The sequence below is a fragment of the Lentzea sp. NPDC003310 genome (assembly GCF_040610935.1).
GTDB lineage: Bacteria > Actinomycetota > Actinomycetes > Mycobacteriales > Pseudonocardiaceae > Lentzea.
Genome location: NZ_JBEXNC010000016.1, coordinates 250,417 through 267,845, shown reverse-complemented (window position 1 = coordinate 267,845; position 17,429 = coordinate 250,417). Strand labels below are relative to the sequence as shown.

General features: G+C 71.4%; 14 protein-coding genes. 4 read left to right on the top strand and 10 right to left on the bottom strand.

Features of this window, described 5'->3' with window-relative positions:
• Positions 1-136: 136 nt before the first annotated feature.
• Positions 137-1,039: a S1 family peptidase gene (locus ABZX02_RS31460; RefSeq protein WP_355303535.1), complete on the bottom strand. Its 903-nt coding sequence runs from the start codon at positions 1,037-1,039 to the stop codon at positions 137-139.
• A 149-nt stretch (positions 1,040-1,188) separates the two neighbouring features.
• Here ABZX02_RS31460 and ABZX02_RS31455 point away from each other — a divergent pair, with 149 nt between their 5' ends.
• Positions 1,189-2,460, top strand: a complete 1,272-nt coding sequence (locus ABZX02_RS31455; protein ID WP_355303533.1) for a cation:proton antiporter — start codon at positions 1,189-1,191, stop codon at positions 2,458-2,460.
• On the opposite strand, the gene ABZX02_RS31450 is transcribed toward ABZX02_RS31455, so the two are convergent.
• Together ABZX02_RS31450 and ABZX02_RS31445 are read right to left on the bottom strand one after the other, a co-directional pair.
• A complete protein-coding gene (locus ABZX02_RS31450) occupies positions 2,406-2,843 on the bottom strand; it encodes a GNAT family N-acetyltransferase (protein ID WP_355303532.1) in 438 nt (145 codons plus the stop codon). The two genes, ABZX02_RS31455 and ABZX02_RS31450, sit on opposite strands and share 55 nt — an antisense overlap.
• Before the next feature lie 82 nt (positions 2,844-2,925).
• Complete coding sequence (locus ABZX02_RS31445; protein WP_355303530.1) at positions 2,926-5,199, bottom strand: proprotein convertase P-domain-containing protein; 2,274 nt, start codon at positions 5,197-5,199, stop codon at positions 2,926-2,928.
• A gap of 186 nt (positions 5,200-5,385) precedes the next feature.
• Here ABZX02_RS31445 and ABZX02_RS31440 point away from each other — a divergent pair, with 186 nt between their 5' ends.
• Positions 5,386-6,255 (top strand): XRE family transcriptional regulator, encoded by an 870-nt coding sequence (locus tag ABZX02_RS31440; RefSeq protein ID WP_355303528.1) that lies wholly within the window; start codon positions 5,386-5,388, stop codon positions 6,253-6,255.
• Positions 6,256-6,540: 285 nt separating this feature from the next.
• Here ABZX02_RS31440 and ABZX02_RS31435 read toward each other — a convergent pair whose 3' ends face one another.
• Together ABZX02_RS31435 and ABZX02_RS31430 are read right to left on the bottom strand one after the other, a co-directional pair.
• Positions 6,541-8,280: a proprotein convertase P-domain-containing protein gene (locus tag ABZX02_RS31435; protein WP_355303526.1), complete on the bottom strand. Its 1,740-nt coding sequence runs from the start codon at positions 8,278-8,280 to the stop codon at positions 6,541-6,543.
• Positions 8,281-8,358: 78 nt separating this feature from the next.
• Positions 8,359-9,651: an MFS transporter gene (locus ABZX02_RS31430; protein ID WP_355303524.1), complete on the bottom strand. Its 1,293-nt coding sequence runs from the start codon at positions 9,649-9,651 to the stop codon at positions 8,359-8,361.
• Between the two features lie 107 nt (positions 9,652-9,758).
• On the opposite strand from ABZX02_RS31430, the gene ABZX02_RS31425 reads away from it, so the two are divergent.
• Together ABZX02_RS31425 and ABZX02_RS31420 are read left to right on the top strand one after the other, a co-directional pair.
• The gene (locus tag ABZX02_RS31425; RefSeq protein ID WP_355303522.1) at positions 9,759-10,352 is read left to right on the top strand and encodes a class I SAM-dependent methyltransferase; all 594 of its coding nucleotides are present in this window, start codon (positions 9,759-9,761) and stop codon (positions 10,350-10,352) included.
• Positions 10,353-10,410: 58 nt separating this feature from the next.
• Positions 10,411-11,625 carry an FAD-dependent monooxygenase gene (locus ABZX02_RS31420; RefSeq protein ID WP_355303520.1) on the top strand — a complete coding sequence of 405 codons (1,215 nt, stop codon included), beginning with the start codon at positions 10,411-10,413 and terminating at the stop codon, positions 11,623-11,625.
• On the opposite strand, the gene purU is transcribed toward ABZX02_RS31420, so the two are convergent.
• Genes purU through ABZX02_RS31395 form a run of 5 tightly spaced genes read right to left on the bottom strand, consistent with a single transcriptional unit; the run spans position 11,622 to position 17,364 of the window.
• Positions 11,622-12,464, bottom strand: coding sequence for a formyltetrahydrofolate deformylase (purU, locus tag ABZX02_RS31415; protein WP_355303518.1), 843 nt, complete (start codon positions 12,462-12,464; stop codon positions 11,622-11,624). The genes ABZX02_RS31420 and purU overlap by 4 nt on opposite strands.
• Complete coding sequence (locus tag ABZX02_RS31410) at positions 12,464-13,039, bottom strand: sarcosine oxidase subunit gamma family protein (protein WP_355303517.1); 576 nt, start codon at positions 13,037-13,039, stop codon at positions 12,464-12,466. The genes purU and ABZX02_RS31410 overlap by 1 nt, the downstream gene beginning before the upstream one ends.
• Entirely contained in the window at positions 13,029-15,845 is a 2,817-nt protein-coding gene (locus ABZX02_RS31405; RefSeq protein WP_355303515.1) for a 2Fe-2S iron-sulfur cluster-binding protein, read from the bottom strand. Before ABZX02_RS31405 ends, ABZX02_RS31410 begins: the two co-directional genes overlap by 11 nt.
• A complete protein-coding gene (locus ABZX02_RS31400; protein ID WP_089921464.1) occupies positions 15,842-16,123 on the bottom strand; it encodes a sarcosine oxidase subunit delta in 282 nt (93 codons plus the stop codon). Before ABZX02_RS31400 ends, ABZX02_RS31405 begins: the two co-directional genes overlap by 4 nt.
• Before the next feature lie 11 nt (positions 16,124-16,134).
• The gene (locus tag ABZX02_RS31395) at positions 16,135-17,364 is read right to left on the bottom strand and encodes a sarcosine oxidase subunit beta family protein (RefSeq protein ID WP_355303512.1); all 1,230 of its coding nucleotides are present in this window, start codon (positions 17,362-17,364) and stop codon (positions 16,135-16,137) included.
• Positions 17,365-17,429 lie beyond the last annotated feature (65 nt).

Here is a 17,429-nt window from a genome sequence, read left to right as displayed (position 1 = left end):
TCCCCCCCCGTGGGTGGCTCCGGCCGGGGCCCGGCGGGGGCGCGCCTGCGCCGGCGCGTGTCCCAGCGCCCCCGGCCCGCGCGCCCGCCGCCGGATCAGGCTGCGTCCCGTGAGCAGGAGGGACGCCGCCTGACGGTCACCCGATGCGCGCGCCCACTGCGGCGAGTGCCCGGGTGACGGGCTGGAAGAAGGTGACACCACCCCTGCGGCAGTCACCACTTCCACCCGACGTCAAGCCGACCGCGTTGCCGTTGACGGTGAACATCGGCCCGCCGCTGTCCCCGCCCTCCGCGCACACGGTCGTCTGGATGAGGCCGGTGACGCGGCCCTCGGGGTAGTTCACCGTGGCGTTGAGACCGGTGACGCGACCGGAGCGCAGGCCCGTGGTGCTGCCCATGCGCTGCACCTGCTGGCCGACGCGGGCCTCGGCGGCGCGCTGGATGCGCACCCGGCGGCCGTTGCCGGTGTCGACCTCGCTGGGAGCGTCGGTGTCGCGGTTGTTGTAGGTGAGCAGGGCGAAGTCGCCGTTGCCGGGGAAGGTCGAGCGCACGACGGTGGCGGCGGCGCGGCCACCGGGGGTCAGGGAGAACTGCCTGCCCGCGGCCGTGCAGTGGCCCGCGGTGAGGATGGCCGGGCGGTTGTCGTCCGTGACCACGTTGAAGCCGAGCGAGCAGCGGCTGCCGCCCGCGAAGATCGCGTCGCCGCCCTCGGCGAACAGCTTGAACGTGCCCTCGGTGCGTTGCAGCTTCACGCCGGCGCCCATCGACTTCACCGTGGACACCAGGTTGTCCCACTTGGCGCCGGTCACGGTGCTGTCGGCGGTGACGATGGTCTCGTTGGTGGAGGGGTTGACCGCCCAGGCGGTGCCCGGCACGGACGCCTTGTCCCGCAACGTGGCCGTGGCCTGCTCGGGAGCGGTGCGCACCTCGGGCGCGGCCTGGCTCGCGGTGAACGTGGAGACGGTGATCACGGCGGCCACGAGTCCGACGGCACCCGCGATCACCTTCGGCCGGCGGTTGTCATCGTGGTGTTTGCCCATGTGGCGCCCTCTCGTTACCCGTCTGAGATCCGCTCATGTCCGGGGATACGTACGGCGCGGCGATCCGGTTTAGGTGAATCGCCGGAGTCGGCCGATCGGCGGGGGTGTCTCCGGAGGTCCTCTTAGGACATACAGGCCAAGATGAGGTCATGAACTCGCTGCTGCTCGCCGCCGCGTTCGCCATGGTCGTCCGGTCGCTCGCCGCGAACCGGCTGGACCGCTGGCACCTCGGCGCACCGCTCGTGATGGTGCTCGCCGGGGTGGCGGTAGGCCTGGCGGAGCCCAGCGGCATCGCGGACGGCCTGAACACCGAGTCGGTGCAGCACGCGGCCGAGATCATCCTCGCGGTGCTGCTCTTCGCCGACGCCACGGAGGTGCGCGCGGGCCGGCTGTGGGGCGCCTACCCCGGGCTCGTGGCACGGGTGCTGCTGGTGGCCATGCCGGTGAGCATCGCCGTGGCCGCGCTGCTCGGCTGGCTGCTGTTCCCGGCCCTGCCGTGGGAGGTGTTGCTGCTGCTCGCGTGCGTGACGGTGCCGACCGACTTCGCCCCGGCCGAGAAGCTCGTGCGCGACCGCGGGCTCTCCGCGCGCGTCCGGAGCACGCTGAACGTCGAGAGCGGCTACAACGACGGCATCATCACGCCGCTGTTCCTGTTCGCGCTGATCCTCGCCGGGGACGACACGCAGGAGCGCACGCCGCTCGAGGCGCTGGGCACGGTGCTGCCGTTCGCGGTGAAGGCGCTGGTGGCCGGCGTGGTGATCGGCGCCCTGCTCGGCTGGCTGATGGACCTCGCGCACCAGGCCGGCTGGGTCAGCGACCAGTCCGCGCGGGTCGCGGTGCTGCTCGCGCCGCTGCTCACGTTCACCGCGACGGTCGCGATCGACGGCAACGGCTTCGTCGCCTCGTTCGTCTGCGGCATCAGCTTCCGGTACGTGCACCGGCTGCTCAAGGCCCGCCGGGTCCGCACGGGACGGGCCGAGGCGCGCTCCGACGCGCTGAACACCGACCTGCACCTGCTGGAGGACGTCACCGGGCTGCTCACGATGACCATGTGGTTCGTGGTCGGCATCGCCGCCGTGCTGACGTTCTACCTGGGCGTCTCGTGGCGGGTCCTGCTGTTCTGCGCGGCCGTGCTGACCGTGGTCCGGCTCGGGCCGGTGTTCCTCGCCCTCACCGGCTCGCGGATGCGGCGGCGGGAACGCCTGCTCGTCGGCGCGCTGGGTCCGCGCGGCACGACCACGATCGTGTTCGGCCTGCTGGCCTTCAACAAGCTCCCGGTGGGCGACGCGGCCGACACGATCCTGACCGTCACGGTGGTCTGCGTGCTCGGCAGCGTCGTCCTGCACGGCGTGGGCGCGACGCCGTTTCAGAGGCTCTTGGCGAAGTGGAACGCGGGGATGACGAAGCCGGAGGCCAGGTAGAGGCGGTGCGCGTCGTGCCGCGGCGTGCCGGAGTCGAGGTGCACGCCCACGCAGCCCAGGCGCCGGGCCTCGTCGTCGACCCACCGCAGCAACGCGCTCGCGTGACCCCGGCCGCGGGCGGACGGCAGCGTGCTCAGGTCGTCGATGTAGAGGTGCGACCCCGCGTAGAGGTTGGTCATGTGCCGGAACCCGGCGCACGCGACCGCGCGGCCGTCGTCGTCGAGGGAGACAACGAGGCGGTAGCCCTCACGCCGTTGGCCGCGCACGAGCTCCACGAACTCGTCGGCGTCGGTGAGGCGCGGGCGCAGTTCGCGCATGACGTCGAACGCCTGCGCGGTGTCCGCTCCGGTCAGCTCGGTGATGGTGTGGGTGCGAGTGGTCACGGTGATGATGCTCGTCGGTGAAGTGGCCTCTCAGTAGTCCCATTCCGGGCATAAACCAAGAGGCCACTTGTCCGTCATGGCGTCACGGGGTCAGGTTGATGCCCCACGTGTCGATGGTGCCGGTGTCCTGCGCCGCCAGGTCGCGCACGCGGAGCTTCCACGTGCCGTTGGCGCCCTCGCCCGCGACGTTGACCGTGTAGGTGCGGTCGATGTTGTCGGCGGAGCCGCCGCTGCGGTTGTGCAGGACGTACGCCGTGCCGTCGGGTGCGATCAGGTTCACCGTCAGGTCACCGATGTAGGTGTGCACGATCCGCACCGTCACCACGGAACCGGCGGACGGCGTGGCGGAGCACCCGGAGATCACGACGTCGCTGTCGACCGCGGCACCCGCGTCCGGGATGGCGACGTCGGCGGGGTTGGTGCCGGTGCAACTGCCACCGCCGCCACCCGTGACCGTCAGGGTGTAGGTGGCGGTGCGGTTCGCGGTGCCGGCCGCGGTGATCGTCACCGGGTAGGTGCCCGCCGCGACGGACGCCGTGGTGCTGATCGTCAGCGTCGAGCTCGATCCTGTTTGGACGGAGGCAGGGCTGAACGAAGCCGTTGCGCCGGAGGGGAGTCCGGACGCCGACAGCTGCACGGTCTGCGCGTCACCGCTCACGGTGGCGGTGCCGACGGTGGTCGTCGCGGCCTGTCCCGCCGTCACCGAACCCGACGCGGGCGACACCGACACCGAGAAGTCCTGGCCCGGGGTCCCCGTGCCCACAGCGGACTTCCAGAGGGTGTAGGCGATGCCGTCGACCGCGCGGTTGAGGTGCGTGTCGCTGATGTTCGCGGTGGTGTCGCAGGACGCGTGGTAGCAGGGGTCGAACGCGCCGCCGGACGTGCCGCCCCACTTCGCCGCCTGCGCCGCGGTCTTGCGGGCGCTGGCGCCCATCGCGTAGCCGGACGCCGGGATGCCCGCGTTGGTGAAGGACGCGTCGTCGGACCGGTTGCGGCCCTCGGTGTTCTCCTCCGGCTGCAGACCGAGGGAGTCCCAGTACGCCTTCATGTGCACGGACTGGGAGCTGGTGATGTTGTTGATGAAGTAGCCGCCGTTGGTCGAGCCGACCATGTCGAAGTTGTGGTAGGTCTTGATCTTCGTGCGCTCGGTGGACGGCAGCTGCGAGACGTAGAAGCGCGATCCGTTGAGGCCCTGCTCCTCGTCGGTCCACCAGCCGAAGCGGACCTTGTTGACCATCGCCGGGTTGGTGCGCGCGAGGACGAGCGCCGTCTCTAGCAGCGCCGCGGAGCCCGAGCCGTTGTCGTTGATGCCCGGTCCAGCGGAGACGCCGTCGAGGTGCGCGCCGAACATGTAGACGTTGTTCGCGTTGCCGCCGGGCCACTCCGCGATGACGTTCGGTCCGGCGCCGGTGGTGCAGCCGGAGGTGCAGGGCTGCTCGGTGACGCTGTAGCCGGCCGCGGTGAGCTTGTCCTTCACGTACGTCACGGACGCGCGGTACCCGGCCGACGTCGACCGCCGGTTGCCGCCGTTCTGCGAGGCGATCGTGCCGAACTGGGTGAGGTGCGCCTTGACGGCGGTGATGTCGATGTCGGGGATCTGCGGGCCGGTGCCGCCGGTGACCGTCAGCGTGTAGGTCGCGGTCTTGGTCGTGGTGCCCGCCGCCCGGACCGTGATCGGGTAGGTGCCCGACGAGATCGAGGTCGTGGTGCTGATCGACAGCGTGGAGTTCGAGCCGGACGTGACGCTGGACGGGCTGAAGGAAGCCGTTGCGCCGGAGGGGAGTCCGGTGGCGGTCAGGGCCACGGTCTGCGCCTGGCCCGCGGTCGTCTGCGTCTGCACGGTGGTGGACGCGCTCTGTCCCGCCGCCACCGAACCGGAGGCCGGGCTGACGGCGACGGAGAAGTCGTTGGCGGGCGTGGAGCCGCCGAGGTTCAGCGTCCAGGTGTCGATCCGGCCGACGTCGTTGGCGGCGTTGTCGTTGACCCGCAGCTTCCACGTGCCGTTCGACGTCTCGCCGGACAGGTCGACGGTGTAGGTCTGGTCGATGTTGTCCGCACTGCCGCCGGAGCGGTTGTGCAGGACGTACGCGGAGCCGTCCGGCGCGATCAGGCTGACCTGGAGGTCGCCGATGTAGGTGTGCACGATCTTCACCGGCACGGTGGCGGTCGCGGACGGCGCCGACGGGCAGTCGGAGATGGCGAGGGACGACTCGACCGTCTGGTTGTCGCCGATCGCCACGTCGCTGTCGTTGGTGCCGGAACACCCGGCCGCCACCGCCGAGGACGCCGGCAGGACGAGCGCCGCGGACGTGACGGCCACGAGGGCTGTGGCGAGCAGAGATCTTCTTCTTCGCACAGTCGGGCTCCTTCGCAGGGATGCAGGGTCAGGAGACGGTAGCCGCCGCCGTGCCGTCCGGCATCCGGTCTTTCGGATGGTTTGCCGTCACTGTCGGCCGACGATGTCCGATTTCACTTTTAAGCCCCGGCTTCCGTTGCGCCATAAGAGGGATAGCGTCGGCGCACCGTCCGGAAGGAGACATCGATGTCGCTCCCGATGCGCGACTTCGCGTCCACACTGCGTGACGCCGTGACCGCCCGGGGCCTGTCGCTGGACCGCATCCGCTCGCACCTCGCCGCACGCGGCGTCACGGTCAGCCTTGCCACCCTGAGCTACTGGCAGACGGGCCGCAGCCGCCCGGAACGCCGCGCCTCCCTGCGCGCCGTCGCCGAGTTGGAGGACGTGCTGTCGCTGGAACCGGGCGCGCTGTCGGCGTTGCTCGGCCCGGTCTCGCGCGGTGGCAGCCGGGTCACCGGGATCAGCGCGTTCTGGCCGACGCCGTCGGTGATCGAGGACGTGGTCGAGGGCGTCGACACCCGCTGGGACGCGCGCCTGACGAGGATCAGCCAGCACGACCGCGTCTTCGTCGGCCCGGACCGGGACGAGCGGTCTTACGTGTCGCGGCAGGTGCTGCGGGCGGAGGCGGACGGCCCGGACCGCTGGGTCGTGATCATGCACCTCGACGAGCACGACCGGCCCCTGCCTGTTCTACGGCCGTTGCACAACTGCACGCTGGGGCGGGTGGTGACGCGGCCCGCGGAGGGGTTGCTGGTGGCGGAGCTGTTGTTCCGGGCGCCGTTGCGGCGGGGGCAGACGGTGATCACCGAGCACGCGCTGGTGAACGTGGCCCCGTGTCCGCCGGCCACGAACTACTCGCGCAAGTTCCGGCGTTCGGTGCACGAGTACGTGTTGGAGGTGGTGTTCGCGGTGCCGCCGCGGACGTGCCGGCGGGTGGTGCAGGACGCGGACGGGGTGCGGGAGTCGTTCGGGGTGCGGGTGGACGAGGGCGGGTCGGTGCTGGGGGTGGCGTTGCGGTTCGGGCCGGGGTGTTACGGGTTCGAGTGGAGTTGGTGAGGGGCGGGGCTGGTGAGGGGCCGGGGCTGGTGAGAGGGGTGAGGCTGCGCGGTGACGTGGCGCCGGGGTGAGGTGGCGCCGGGGTGAGGTGGCGCCGGGGTGAGGTGGCGCCGGGGTGAGGTGGCGCCGGGGTGAGGTGGCGCCGGGGTGAGGTGGCGCGGGGGATCGTGCCACTCGCGCAGCAAACCGGCGCCCACGAGAGCGAGCGTGCGCACGCGAGTGGACCGTGCGCGCGAGAGCGGGAGAAGGTGCGGCCGTCCCACGGCGGCCGCACCCTCTCTCCCCCTACACGGTGACCGACCACCCGCTCAGCACACCCGTGTCACCGGGCCCGTTGTCCCCGATGCGCAGCGTCCACGTGCCGCCCGCCGCCTCCCCCGCAGCGGGCACCACGGAGAACGTCTTGCCCGCCGGGAACGGGTGGCAGCTGTAGTTGCCACCCGGCGTCCGCATCAGCGGGTAGCCGCGGCCGCTCGGCGCGACGAGCGTGACGTTCAGGTCCTCCAGGCACGTGTGGGTGGCGTCCACCTTGACCACCACGGGGTTCGCGGCGGTGCCGGTGGCGGTGGACCGCACCGCGCTGACCGCCACCTGGTAGTCGCGGATCGGGTAGTCCGTGTCGTTGGTGAACGTGCGGCCGCCCGTGCCGCCGGACGACGTGCGGGCGTTCACGTCCGCCGACTGCTTCGACTGGTTGCCGGCAGCGTCGACCGCGCGCACCGCGAAGGTGTAGGCGGTGTCCGCACTCAGACCGGTGACGGTGGCGGTGGTGCCGGTGACGCGCGTGGCGACCGTGCCGCCCTGGAGCACCTCGTAGGCCGTCACGCCCACGTTGTCCGTGGACGCGTCCCAGGCCAGGGAGACGCTGGACGAGGTCACGCCGGTGGAGCGGAGCCCGGCCGGCGCGGTGGGGGCGGTGGTGTCGCCCGAGCCCGTGCCGGTGACGAGGGTCAGGTTCCACTTGCGCAGGGCTTCGTTGACCGGCTGGAAGATGGACAGCTCGTCGTCGGACGGGTTCTGCACGCACTGGGACGGGCCGCCGTCGTGCAGGCCCACGGCCTTGTCGCCGAGCAGCCAGCCGCCGCCCGAGTCGCCGCCCAGCGAGCAGGCCGTGGTGAAGGTGAGGCCCTCGATGATCAGGCCGCCGCCGTAGTCCACGGACTTGTTCGTGTACTTGACCTCGCCGCACTGCCACTTCGAGGTGTTGCCGGAGTGGCAGACGCGGTCGCCGACCATCGCCTCGGCCGAGCCCGTCACGGTGACGGCGGGCTGGCCCCACGTGTTCACGGCCGGGGACAGGGTCCAGCCCGGGTCGGTCACCGCGACCACGCCCATGTCGCCTTCGCGGGCGTTCACGCTGCGGGTGCCGCCGACGTTGGACGTGCCGAGGCGGTTCTGCTGACCGGACTGGCCGTAGGCGGCCTGGTTCGCGTCGTTCGTGCAGTGGCCGGCGGTGAGGAAGTGCTTGCCGCCGTTGGCGTCCGTCGCGCTGAAGCCGACCGAGCAGTTCGTCTCCGAACCCGGCCACCACGGGCTGCCCGTCTGCACGGTGCCGGCCTGTTGTCGTTGCTGCGACTTGGTTTCCACGACGTTCACGCCGTCGAGGGCGCGCACGGCCGTGAGGAACCGGTCGGTGGCCTCGGTGCGGCGCGAGGTGTTGACGGTGACGTCGACCTGGTTGTCGCGCACGTCCACGCCCCAGCTGTACACGCCGGGCACGCCGGTGCCGATCAGCTTCCGGACCGACCCGAGCAGGCGGTCCAGGTCGGCCGCGCTGCGCCGCACCACGACGGCGTTGGCGCCCTCGGCCCGGGCCTGGCGCGCGGCCTGCTCGGTCGGGACGGCCACGGTCAGCTTGCCGGCCGCCGCGTCGAACCAGTGACCCGCGAGCTGGCCGCGCAGGTCCCGGGACAGGCCGTCGAACCGCTGGTGCGCCGTCATCTCCGGGGCCGCCGTGCTCGGCACGGCGCCGACCGTCAACGCCGAACCGCACGCGGCGGCGATGAACAAACTCCGCAATCGCATGAGTGGAACTCCTTCGCAGGCAGGGTGCGGAAAAGGTATTCCGGAATGCCCGCGACCTGCGAATTCAACTTTTCGGTTCTAACTTTTCAGTTCCGGCCAGCGCGCGTGGTCCTCATTGATGCGGAACTCGTGAGAATGCGTCCACACGCCACCGTCCGGAGAACTGTGCGAATGCTCGATCACCTCGGGGTCGTGGGTCGGCCAGCACCGCCACGCGCACACCGCCCCGACGCCCGTCACGACGCCGAGCACGACGAACGCCGTGGTGACGCCCGCTGCCGTGGCCACCCACCCGGCGAGCGGGTAGCAGAGCAGCCAGCAGGCGTGCGACAGCGCGAAGTCCGCCGCGAACAGCGCGGGCCGGTCGGCCGGGTCGGCGGACCGGCGCAGCACGCGGGCCCCCGGCGTGAGGGCGAGCGAGCAGCCGGCCCCGATCAACGCCCACAGCACGAGCAACGTCGTCCAGCCGCCGGCGAAGAACGTGCCGGCGAACAACACGGCCACGAGCCCGGCGGCCGCGCGCAGCACCACGACACGGTCCGCGCACCGGTCCAGCAGTCCCGGCAACGCCAGCGCCGCCACCAGCGAGCCCATCCCGTTGGCGGCCAACGCGATCGCGACGTCCGACGCGTCCCGGCCGAGCCCGTCCCGCACGTGCGCCACGGTGTTCACGAACACCATCGACCCCGCGCCCGCCGCGGCCAGGTGCACGGCGAGGAGCCCGCGCAACCGCGGTGTGGCGAGGTAGATGCGGATGCCTCGGGTGGCGGCACTCCAACTTCCGTTGCGCGGCAGCGGTTTCGCTGACGGCAGGGCCACCGACAGCACCAGCAGGGCCGACGCGGCGAAGCCCAGTGCGGTGCCGAGGAAGAGGTCGCGGAAGCCGACCAGCGCCAGGGCGAGGGCCGCGAGCGCGGGGCTGAGCAGGCTCTCCAGGTCGTAGGCCGTGCGCGACAACGTGATCGCGCGGGTGTAGTCCCGCTCGTCCGGCAGCACCTCCGGCACGGTCGCCTGGAACAACGGTGTGAACGCGGCGGACGCGGCCTGCAGCAGGAAGATCAACACGTAGACGTGCCACACCTCGGCGACCCACGGCAAGGCTGCGGCCACCGCCACCCGCACGAGGTCCAGCGCGATCAGCACGGCACGGCGCGGCAACAGGCCGAGCACCGCCGTCGCGACCGGCGCCACGGTGACGTACGCGATCATCTTGATCGCCAGCGCGGTCCCGAGCACCGCGCCCGCGTCCGCCCCGGCGAGGTCGAAGGCGAGCAGACCGAGCGCGACGGTCGCCAAACCGGTCCCGGTCAGCGCGACGACCTGGGCACCGAACAGGTTCCGGAAAACAGGATCGCGCAGCACGGAAATCACGGCGGAACTATAAGCGCGACAACGGGTTTGCGTCGACGGTGCAACAGCAGAACACTGGCAACAGCAACTCACTGACATTTGATTCGAATGGGCATTAAGGTCGCCGAGTGACCCCCTACGACTCCGTCGCGACGTTGTACGCCGAACTCTTCAGCGACGTGCTCGACACCCGCCCGCTCGACCGCGCCATGATCGCCGCGTTCGCGGAGCTCACCGAGGGGCCGGTCGCCGACCTCGGCTGCGGACCGGGCCACCTGACCGCGCACCTGCACTCCCTCGGCCTCGACGTCTTCGGTCTCGACCTCTCCCCCGCGATGGTCGACCTGGCGCGGAAGGCCCACCCGGACCTCAGGTTCGACGAGGGCACCCTGACCGCGCTGGACCTGGCCGACGGCGTCCTCGGCGGCATCCTGGCGTCCTACTCGGTCATCCACCTGCCGCCCGCGGAGGTCCCGGTCGCGTTCGCCGAGTTCGCCCGCGTGCTCGCGCCGGGAGGTCACCTGCTGCTCGGGTTCTTCGCGGGCGACGACGCCGACCCTCAGGAGTTCGACCACAAGGTCACCGCGGCCTGGCGCTGGTCGCCCACGAGCCTGATGCACCTGTTGCGCGAGGCCGGTTTCGCGGAGATCGGGCGATTGGTCCGCGAACCGATCGAGGGCGAACGTTTTCTGCAGGCGCAGTTGTTGGTGCGCAAGGCATAGCGGGCGAAATCTCCGTACACTCCGGACGGTTCGAGCCGAGGGACGACAGGGGGCCGCGATGATCAGGGTGCTGGTGACCGGGGCGAGCATCGCGGGACCCGCGCTCGCCCACTGGCTGCACCGCCGAGGCGCCGAGGTGACCGTCGTCGAACGGGCTCCCGGCCTGCGTCCCGGCGGCCAGGCGGTGGACGCGCGCGGCGTCGCCAAGGAGGCCATCGCCCTGATGGGGCTGGAGAAGGCCGTGCGCGCCGCCCGCACCGAGACCGCCGGCGCGCACACCGTGGACGCCGACGGCACCGTGCTCGAGACCTACCGCGCCGAGGACGACGGCGGCGACGGCCACATCGCGGACATCGAGGTGCTGCGCGGCGACCTGTCCCAGGTGCTGCACGACGACACCCGTGAGCACGTCGAGTACGTCTTCGGAGACCGCATCGCCGACCTGACGCAGGACAGCGACGGCGTCGACGTGACCTTCGCGAGCGGCACCGCACGGCGCTTCGACCTGGTGATCGGCGCCGACGGGCTGCACTCGTCGTTGCGCGGACAGGTCTTCGGCCCGCGCGAGCGGTACCTGCGCCACCTCGGGCTCGTGCTGGCCTTCTTCACCGTGCCGAACGAGTTCGGGATCGACGGCTGGATGATCGACCACCAGGACGCGGAGACCGGGCGCTCCGCCGGGCTGCGACCGCTGAAGGACAAGACCGAGGCGATGGCGATGCTGTCGTTCCCCGCGGCCTCCTTCGAGGTCGACCACCGCGACGTCGAGGCGCAGAAGGCACTGCTGCGCGAGCAGACGGCCGGCCTCGGCTGGTGGGTGCCGCGCATCCTCGCGCACCTCGACGACACCCCGGACTTCTACCTCGACCAGGTCGCCCAGGTGGTCATGGACCGCTGGTCCGCCGGACGGGTGGGGCTGATCGGCGACGCGGCGTTCAGCTCGTCGCCGATGTCGGGCGGCGGCACGGGACTCGCGCTCGTCGGCGCCTACCTGCTGGCCGGGGAACTGGCGGCCGCGGGCTGGGACCCCGAGGCCGGGTTCGCGGGCTTCGAGGCGCGGATGCGGCCGTTCGTCGAAGCCAACCAGGAGATCGGCCGGATGCACGTGCACAGCCTGCTGCCGCGCACCGAGCCCGCCCCGGAGCCGGACATGGAGGCGTTCGGCGCGTTGATCGACCGCGCGATCAACGGCGCCGAACTGCCTGCCTACCCCGGGATCCCGGACCTCCGGCGTCAGGGCGGGTCCCCGGCGGTCAGGCCGGTGACGGCCTAGCGGAACACCACCGTCGAGTTGCCGTTGAGCAGCACGCGGTGCTCGCAGTGCCACCGCACGGCCCGCGACAGCGCGAGCGCCTCGGCGTCGCGGCCCGCCGCGGTCAGGGCGCGCGGGTCGAACGAGTGGTCCACCCGCAGCACCTCCTGCTCGATGATCGGCCCCTCGTCGAGGTCGGGGGTGACGTAGTGGGCCGTCGCACCCACGTACTTCACGCCCCGGTCGTAGGCCTGGTGGTACGGCTTCGCGCCCTTGAAGCCCGGCAGGAACGAGTGGTGGATGTTGATGACGCGGCCGGCCAGCTTGGCGCACAGGTCGTTGGACAGCACCTGCATGTAGCGGGCCAGCACCACCAGGTCGGCCTGGTACTCCTCGACCAGCTCGACCAGGCGCTGCTCGGCGGCCGCCTTGGTGTCGGCGGTGTTCGGCACGTGCACGAAGTCGAGCCCGGCGGCCTCCGCCATCGGGCGCAGGTCCTCGTGGTTCGACACGACGGCCGCGATCTCGCCGCCGAGGCTGCCCGCGCGCCACCGGAAGAGCAGGTCGTTCAGGCAGTGGCCGGCCTTCGACACCATCACGAGGACGCGCGGCGCGCGTTCGTCGTGCAGCTCGAACTCCATCTGGAACTCCGTGGCCACGGCGGCGAACTCGCCCGCGAGCGAGTCGGCGGTGGCGCCGGCGCAGGAGAACGCGGTGCGCAGGAACAGCTTGCCGCGCACGTCGTCGTCGAACTGCTGGTGCTGCAGGATGTCGCAGCCGTGGTCGACGAGGAACGACGTCACGGCGTGCACGATGCCCGCGCGCTCCGGGCAGTGCAGGGTCAGGGTGAACTTCGGCATCACGCCACCGCCAGGTACTCGGTGCAGGCGTCGGCGAGCCAGGCCGCGAAGTACTCGGCGAACGACGAGCGCACCAGGACGGTGACCCCGGTGCCGGTCACCTGCAGGACGATCCCGGTCCTGGCGAGGAGTGTCTGCACGCAAGTGCCGACGGGAGACGAAGCCGGGTGCAGGTCCACGGAACATCCGTGAGCCAGCACTTCCCGGACGCGCGGCCCTTGAAGGACCACGGTCGTGCGCTGCGCCGACGTGTCCACAACGGACCCCCGGGCGTCACCGAGCGCGCCACGCAGCACCTCCTCGATCGGGACCTGCAGGTCGGGCGAGGCCGTGACGAGGAACTCGTCCGGTCCGAGCCAGAGCACCTCGACGTCCCCGAATCGTCCGTGGCCCGAGGTGAAAGTGCAAGCGGCGGAAGGGAAGACCACCCCGAGCGCGGTGCCCATCGCGGCGACGGCGTCCCGGTCGGACACGCGGACGGTGAGCTGGGTGCGGAACGGCACCTCGGCCGCGTCGAGCACGGGGGCGAGCGCCGCCAGCCGGTCGGTCCAGGCGGCGAGAGGGCTAACCGTCACGACGGGCTCCTTCCTTGTCGTACAGCACGGATTCGGTGACGGTGACCGGCACCAGCGAGTCGTCGACGGGCACGTAGAGCGTCTCGCCGATGCGTTCGTGGCCGGAGCGGACCAAAGCCAGCGCGAACGTCCGGCCGAGCGCGGCGCTGGGGTAGCTGGACGTGACGTGCCCCAGCATCCGGACGGGCGGTTCGGGCAGCCGGTCGGTCTCGACGATCTGCGAGCCCTCCGGCAGCAGCACGGACGGGTCCACGGGCAGCAGCCCGACGAGCTGCTTGCGGTCCGTGCGGTTGTTCTCGGCACGGGCGAACGAGCGCTTGCCGAGGAAGTCCGCCTTCTTCTTGGACACCGCCCACGACATGCCCAGGTCCTGCGGCGTGACGGTCGCGTCGGTCTCCTGCCCGATGATCGGGTAGCCCTTCTCGGCGCGCAGTACGTGCATCGTCTCGGTGCCGTACGGCGTGATCCCGAACGGCTCCCCCGCCGCCATCAGCGCCTCCCACACGGCGAGGCCGTGCCAGGCGGTCACGTTGATCTCGTAGGCGAGCTCGCCGGAGAAGCTGATCCGGCACACCCGCGCGGGCACCCCGGCGACCTCGGCGTCGTGCCAGGTCATGAACTCGAACGCCTCGTTGGAGACGTCCAGGCCGGGCGCGACAGCCGCCAGCACGTCCCGGGATCGTGGGCCGACCAGCGGGATCGTGGCCCAGTGCTCGGTGACCGAGGTGCAGTGCACGTCGAGGTGCGGCCACTCGGTCTGCAGCCACTCCTCCATCCAGTCGAGGATCTTCGCGGCGTTGCCGGTGGTCGTGGTGACGAGGTAGCGCTCCTCGCCGACCCGGATCACCGTGCCGTCGTCGATCACCATGCCGTCGACGCCGCACATCACGCCGTAGCGGATCTTGCCGACCTTCAACGTGCTCATCATGTTCGTGTAGAGCATGTCGAGGAACTTGCCGGCGTCACGGCCCTGCACGTCGATCTTGCCGAGCGTCGAGCCGTCCATCATGCCGACGCTCTCGCGCGTGGCAGCGCACTCGCGCAGCACCGCCGCGTGCAGGTCCTCGCCCGGCCTCGGGTAGTACCAGGGCCGCTTCCACTGGCCGACGTTCTCGAACAACGCCCCGTGCTCCACGTGCCAGGGGTGGATCGACGTGACGCGCACCGGGTCGTGCAACGAGCCGCGGTCGCGCCCGGCCAGCGCGGCGAACGACACCGAGGTGTACGGCGGGCGGAACGTCGTGGGCCGCTGCTCGGCCAGTTCCACGCCCAGCGCCTCGGCGACGATGCCCGCCGCGATCATGCCGGAGGTCTTGCCCTGGTCGTGGGCGGTGCCGATGGTCGTGTAGCGCTTGATGTGCTCCAACGAGCGCAGGCCCGCGCCGGTCGCCCGCAGCACGTCGGCGACGGTCGAATCCCGTTGCAGGTCGACGAAGCTGGTGTCGTCGTGGCCCGGGACGCGCCACAGCACCAGGCCGGACCGGGCGGTGCAGCGCGAGTCGGAGGCGGGCAGCGGGACCTGACCGCCCGGCGTGAACCCGGCGGCCTGGGCGGCTGCGGCACCGGCCTCGCGACCCTGGCGCGCGCAGGAGGTGAGGTCGAGCTCGCCGGTCGCGGAGCCCGCGACGCGCACGGTGGCCAGCTCCTCACCGGGGACGAACGCGCCGAGCTCGGCGTCGTAGCGGAGCTTGCCGCGGGCCTGGCTGAAGAGGCTGACGACGGGGTTCCAGCCGCCGGAGACGAGCAGGGTGTCGCACGCGATCCGTTCGTCCCCGACGAAAACCGCCTCGACACGGGAGGTGCCGTCGGTCCCGGTGACGAACCGCCCGGCACGGACCTCGATCCCCCGCGCCGCGCACTCCGCCGCCAACCTCGCGGGAGCCTCGGGCCGGGCGTCGACCACCACCGCGATGTCCACACCGGACTCCGCCAGGTCGATCGCCGCGCAGTAGGCGGAGTCGTTGGTGGTGAACACCACCGCCCGCGAGCCGGGCAGCACGCCGTAGCGGTGCAGGAAGGTCCGCGCGGACGAGGCCAGCACGATCCCCGGCCGGTCGTTGTCGGCGAACACCACGGGCCGTTCGTGCGCACCGGTCGCCAGCACGGTCTGCTTCGTGCGGATGCGCCACACCCGTTGCCGCGCGACGGAGGCGGGCGCGGCGAAGCCGAGGTGGTCGGTGCGCTTCTGCAGCGCCAGCACGAACCCGTCCTGGTACATGCCGAACGCCGTGGTGCGCTCCAGCACCAGCACCCCCGGCGTGGACCTCAGCTCCGCCACGACGTCCGCGACCCACTCGGCGGACGGGCGGTCGTCGAGGTACTCGTCCACGCCCAGCAGCGCGCCGCCGGCCTGGTTCTGCTCGTCCACCAGCACCACGCGGGCACCGGAGCGCGCCGCGGTCAGCGCCGCCACGAGGCCGGCCGGGCCGGCGCCGACGACCAGCACGTCGCAGTGCTCGTGCTTCGCGTCGTACCGGGCGGGATCCGGTTCCGCGGCCAGCTTTCCCTGGCCGGACAGCCCGCGCGCGACCAGGCCGTCGTACAGCTCGACGGTCGTGGCCAGCAACATCGGCTCGGAGAACGGCGCCTCGACCTGCACGAGCGACGTCGGGTCCTCGGAGCCCGCCGCGACGACGCCGCGCGGGCGGCCGAGCTTCACGCTGCCGCCGATCTCGTGCACCCCCTGAGCCAGCAGGGCGGACGCGAGGGTGTCACCGGGGTGCCCGGTGTACTCGACGCCGTTGAACGTGAAGCGCAGCAACGTGGTCCGGTCGATCGAGCCGCCGGTCGGAGTGCGGAAGGTCATGCGGTCACCTCGGGCATGGGCTCGCCCACGCGGTAGACGGCCAGCAGGTCGTGGGTGCGGGTGTCGCGGACGGCGTTGAACCACCGGCGGCACCCGGCGTTGTGGCTCCAGCGCTCGGCGAACGGGCCGCTCGGGTTCTCCCGGAAGAACACGTACCGCGCCCACTCCTCGTCGGTCAGCGCCGACGGGTCCTCGGGGTACGCGACGTGGGCCTGGCCGCCGTAGTGGAACTCGGCCTCCTCGCGCGGGCCGCACCACGGGCACGGGATGAGTTGCATCGTCAGCTCTCCTAGTGCGCGACGGCGGCGGCGCCGTGCTCGTCGACGAGAGCGCCCGTGGTGAAGCGCTCGAGGGTGAACGGCTCGTTGAACGGGTGCGGCTTGTCGTGGGCGATGGTGTGCGCGAAGCAGTCGCCGACACCGGGCGTGGCCTTGAACCCGCCGGTGCCCCAGCCGCAGTTGAGGTACAGGCCGCCGACGGGGGTGAGCCCCACGATCGGCGAGGCGTCCGGGCTGACGTCGACGATGCCCGCCCACGTGCGCAGCAGGTGCGCCCGCGCGAACACCGGGAACAGCTCCAGCGCCGCGGCCATCTGCTGCTCGATGATGTGGAACGAACCCCGTTGCCCGTAGCCGTTGTAGCTGTCGATGCCCGCGCCCATCACCAGTTCGCCCTTGTGCGCCTGGGAGACGTAGACGTGCACCGCGTTCGACATGACTACGGTCGGGTGGACGGGTTCGAGGAGCTCGGAGACCAGTGCCTGCAACGGGTGTGAGGCCAGCGGCAGCGTCAGGCCGACCATCTTCGCGAGCACCGAGCTGTGCCCGGCCGCGCACAACGCGACCTTGCCCGCGGCGATCCGGCCGCGAGAGGTCTGCACGGCGGTGATCCGGCCGCCCGAGGTCTCCAAGCCGGTCACTTCGCAGTTCTGGATCAGGTCGATGCCCATCGCGTGCGCCGCCCGCGCGTAGCCCCACGCCACGTAGTCGTGCTTCGCGATGCCCGCGCGCGGCTGGTAGGTCGCGCCGAGCACCGGGTAGCGCACGTCCGGCGAGGTGTTGACGATCGGGCAGATCTCCTTGACCCCGGCGGGATCCACCCACTCCGCGTCGATGCCGTTGAGCCGGTTGGCGTTGACCCGGCGGACGCTGTCGCGCACGTCCTGGAGGCTGTGCGCGAGGTTCAGCACGCCGCGCTGGTCGAAGAGGATCGGGTAGCCGAGGTCCTCCTCCAGGCCCTCCCACAGCTTGAGCGAGTGCTCGTAGATGCCGGAGCTCTCGTCCCAGAGGTAGTTCGACCGGATGATCGTGGTGTTGCGGGCCATGTTGCCGCCCGCGAGCCAGCCCTTCTCGAGCACCGCGACGTTCGTGATGCCGTGCACCTTCGCGAGGTAGTACGCGGTCGCGAGACCGTGCCCGCCACCGCCGACGACCACGACGTCGTACGAGGACTTGGGTTCCGGGCCGTCCCACAGGAAGTCCGGGTGCTCGGGCAGATGTGCTCCGGGCGGGCTGGTCATTCCGTCGCCTCCAGCGAATCATCTGGTCGACTGCTGATATATCAGTCTGTGCGTTACAGTAGGTC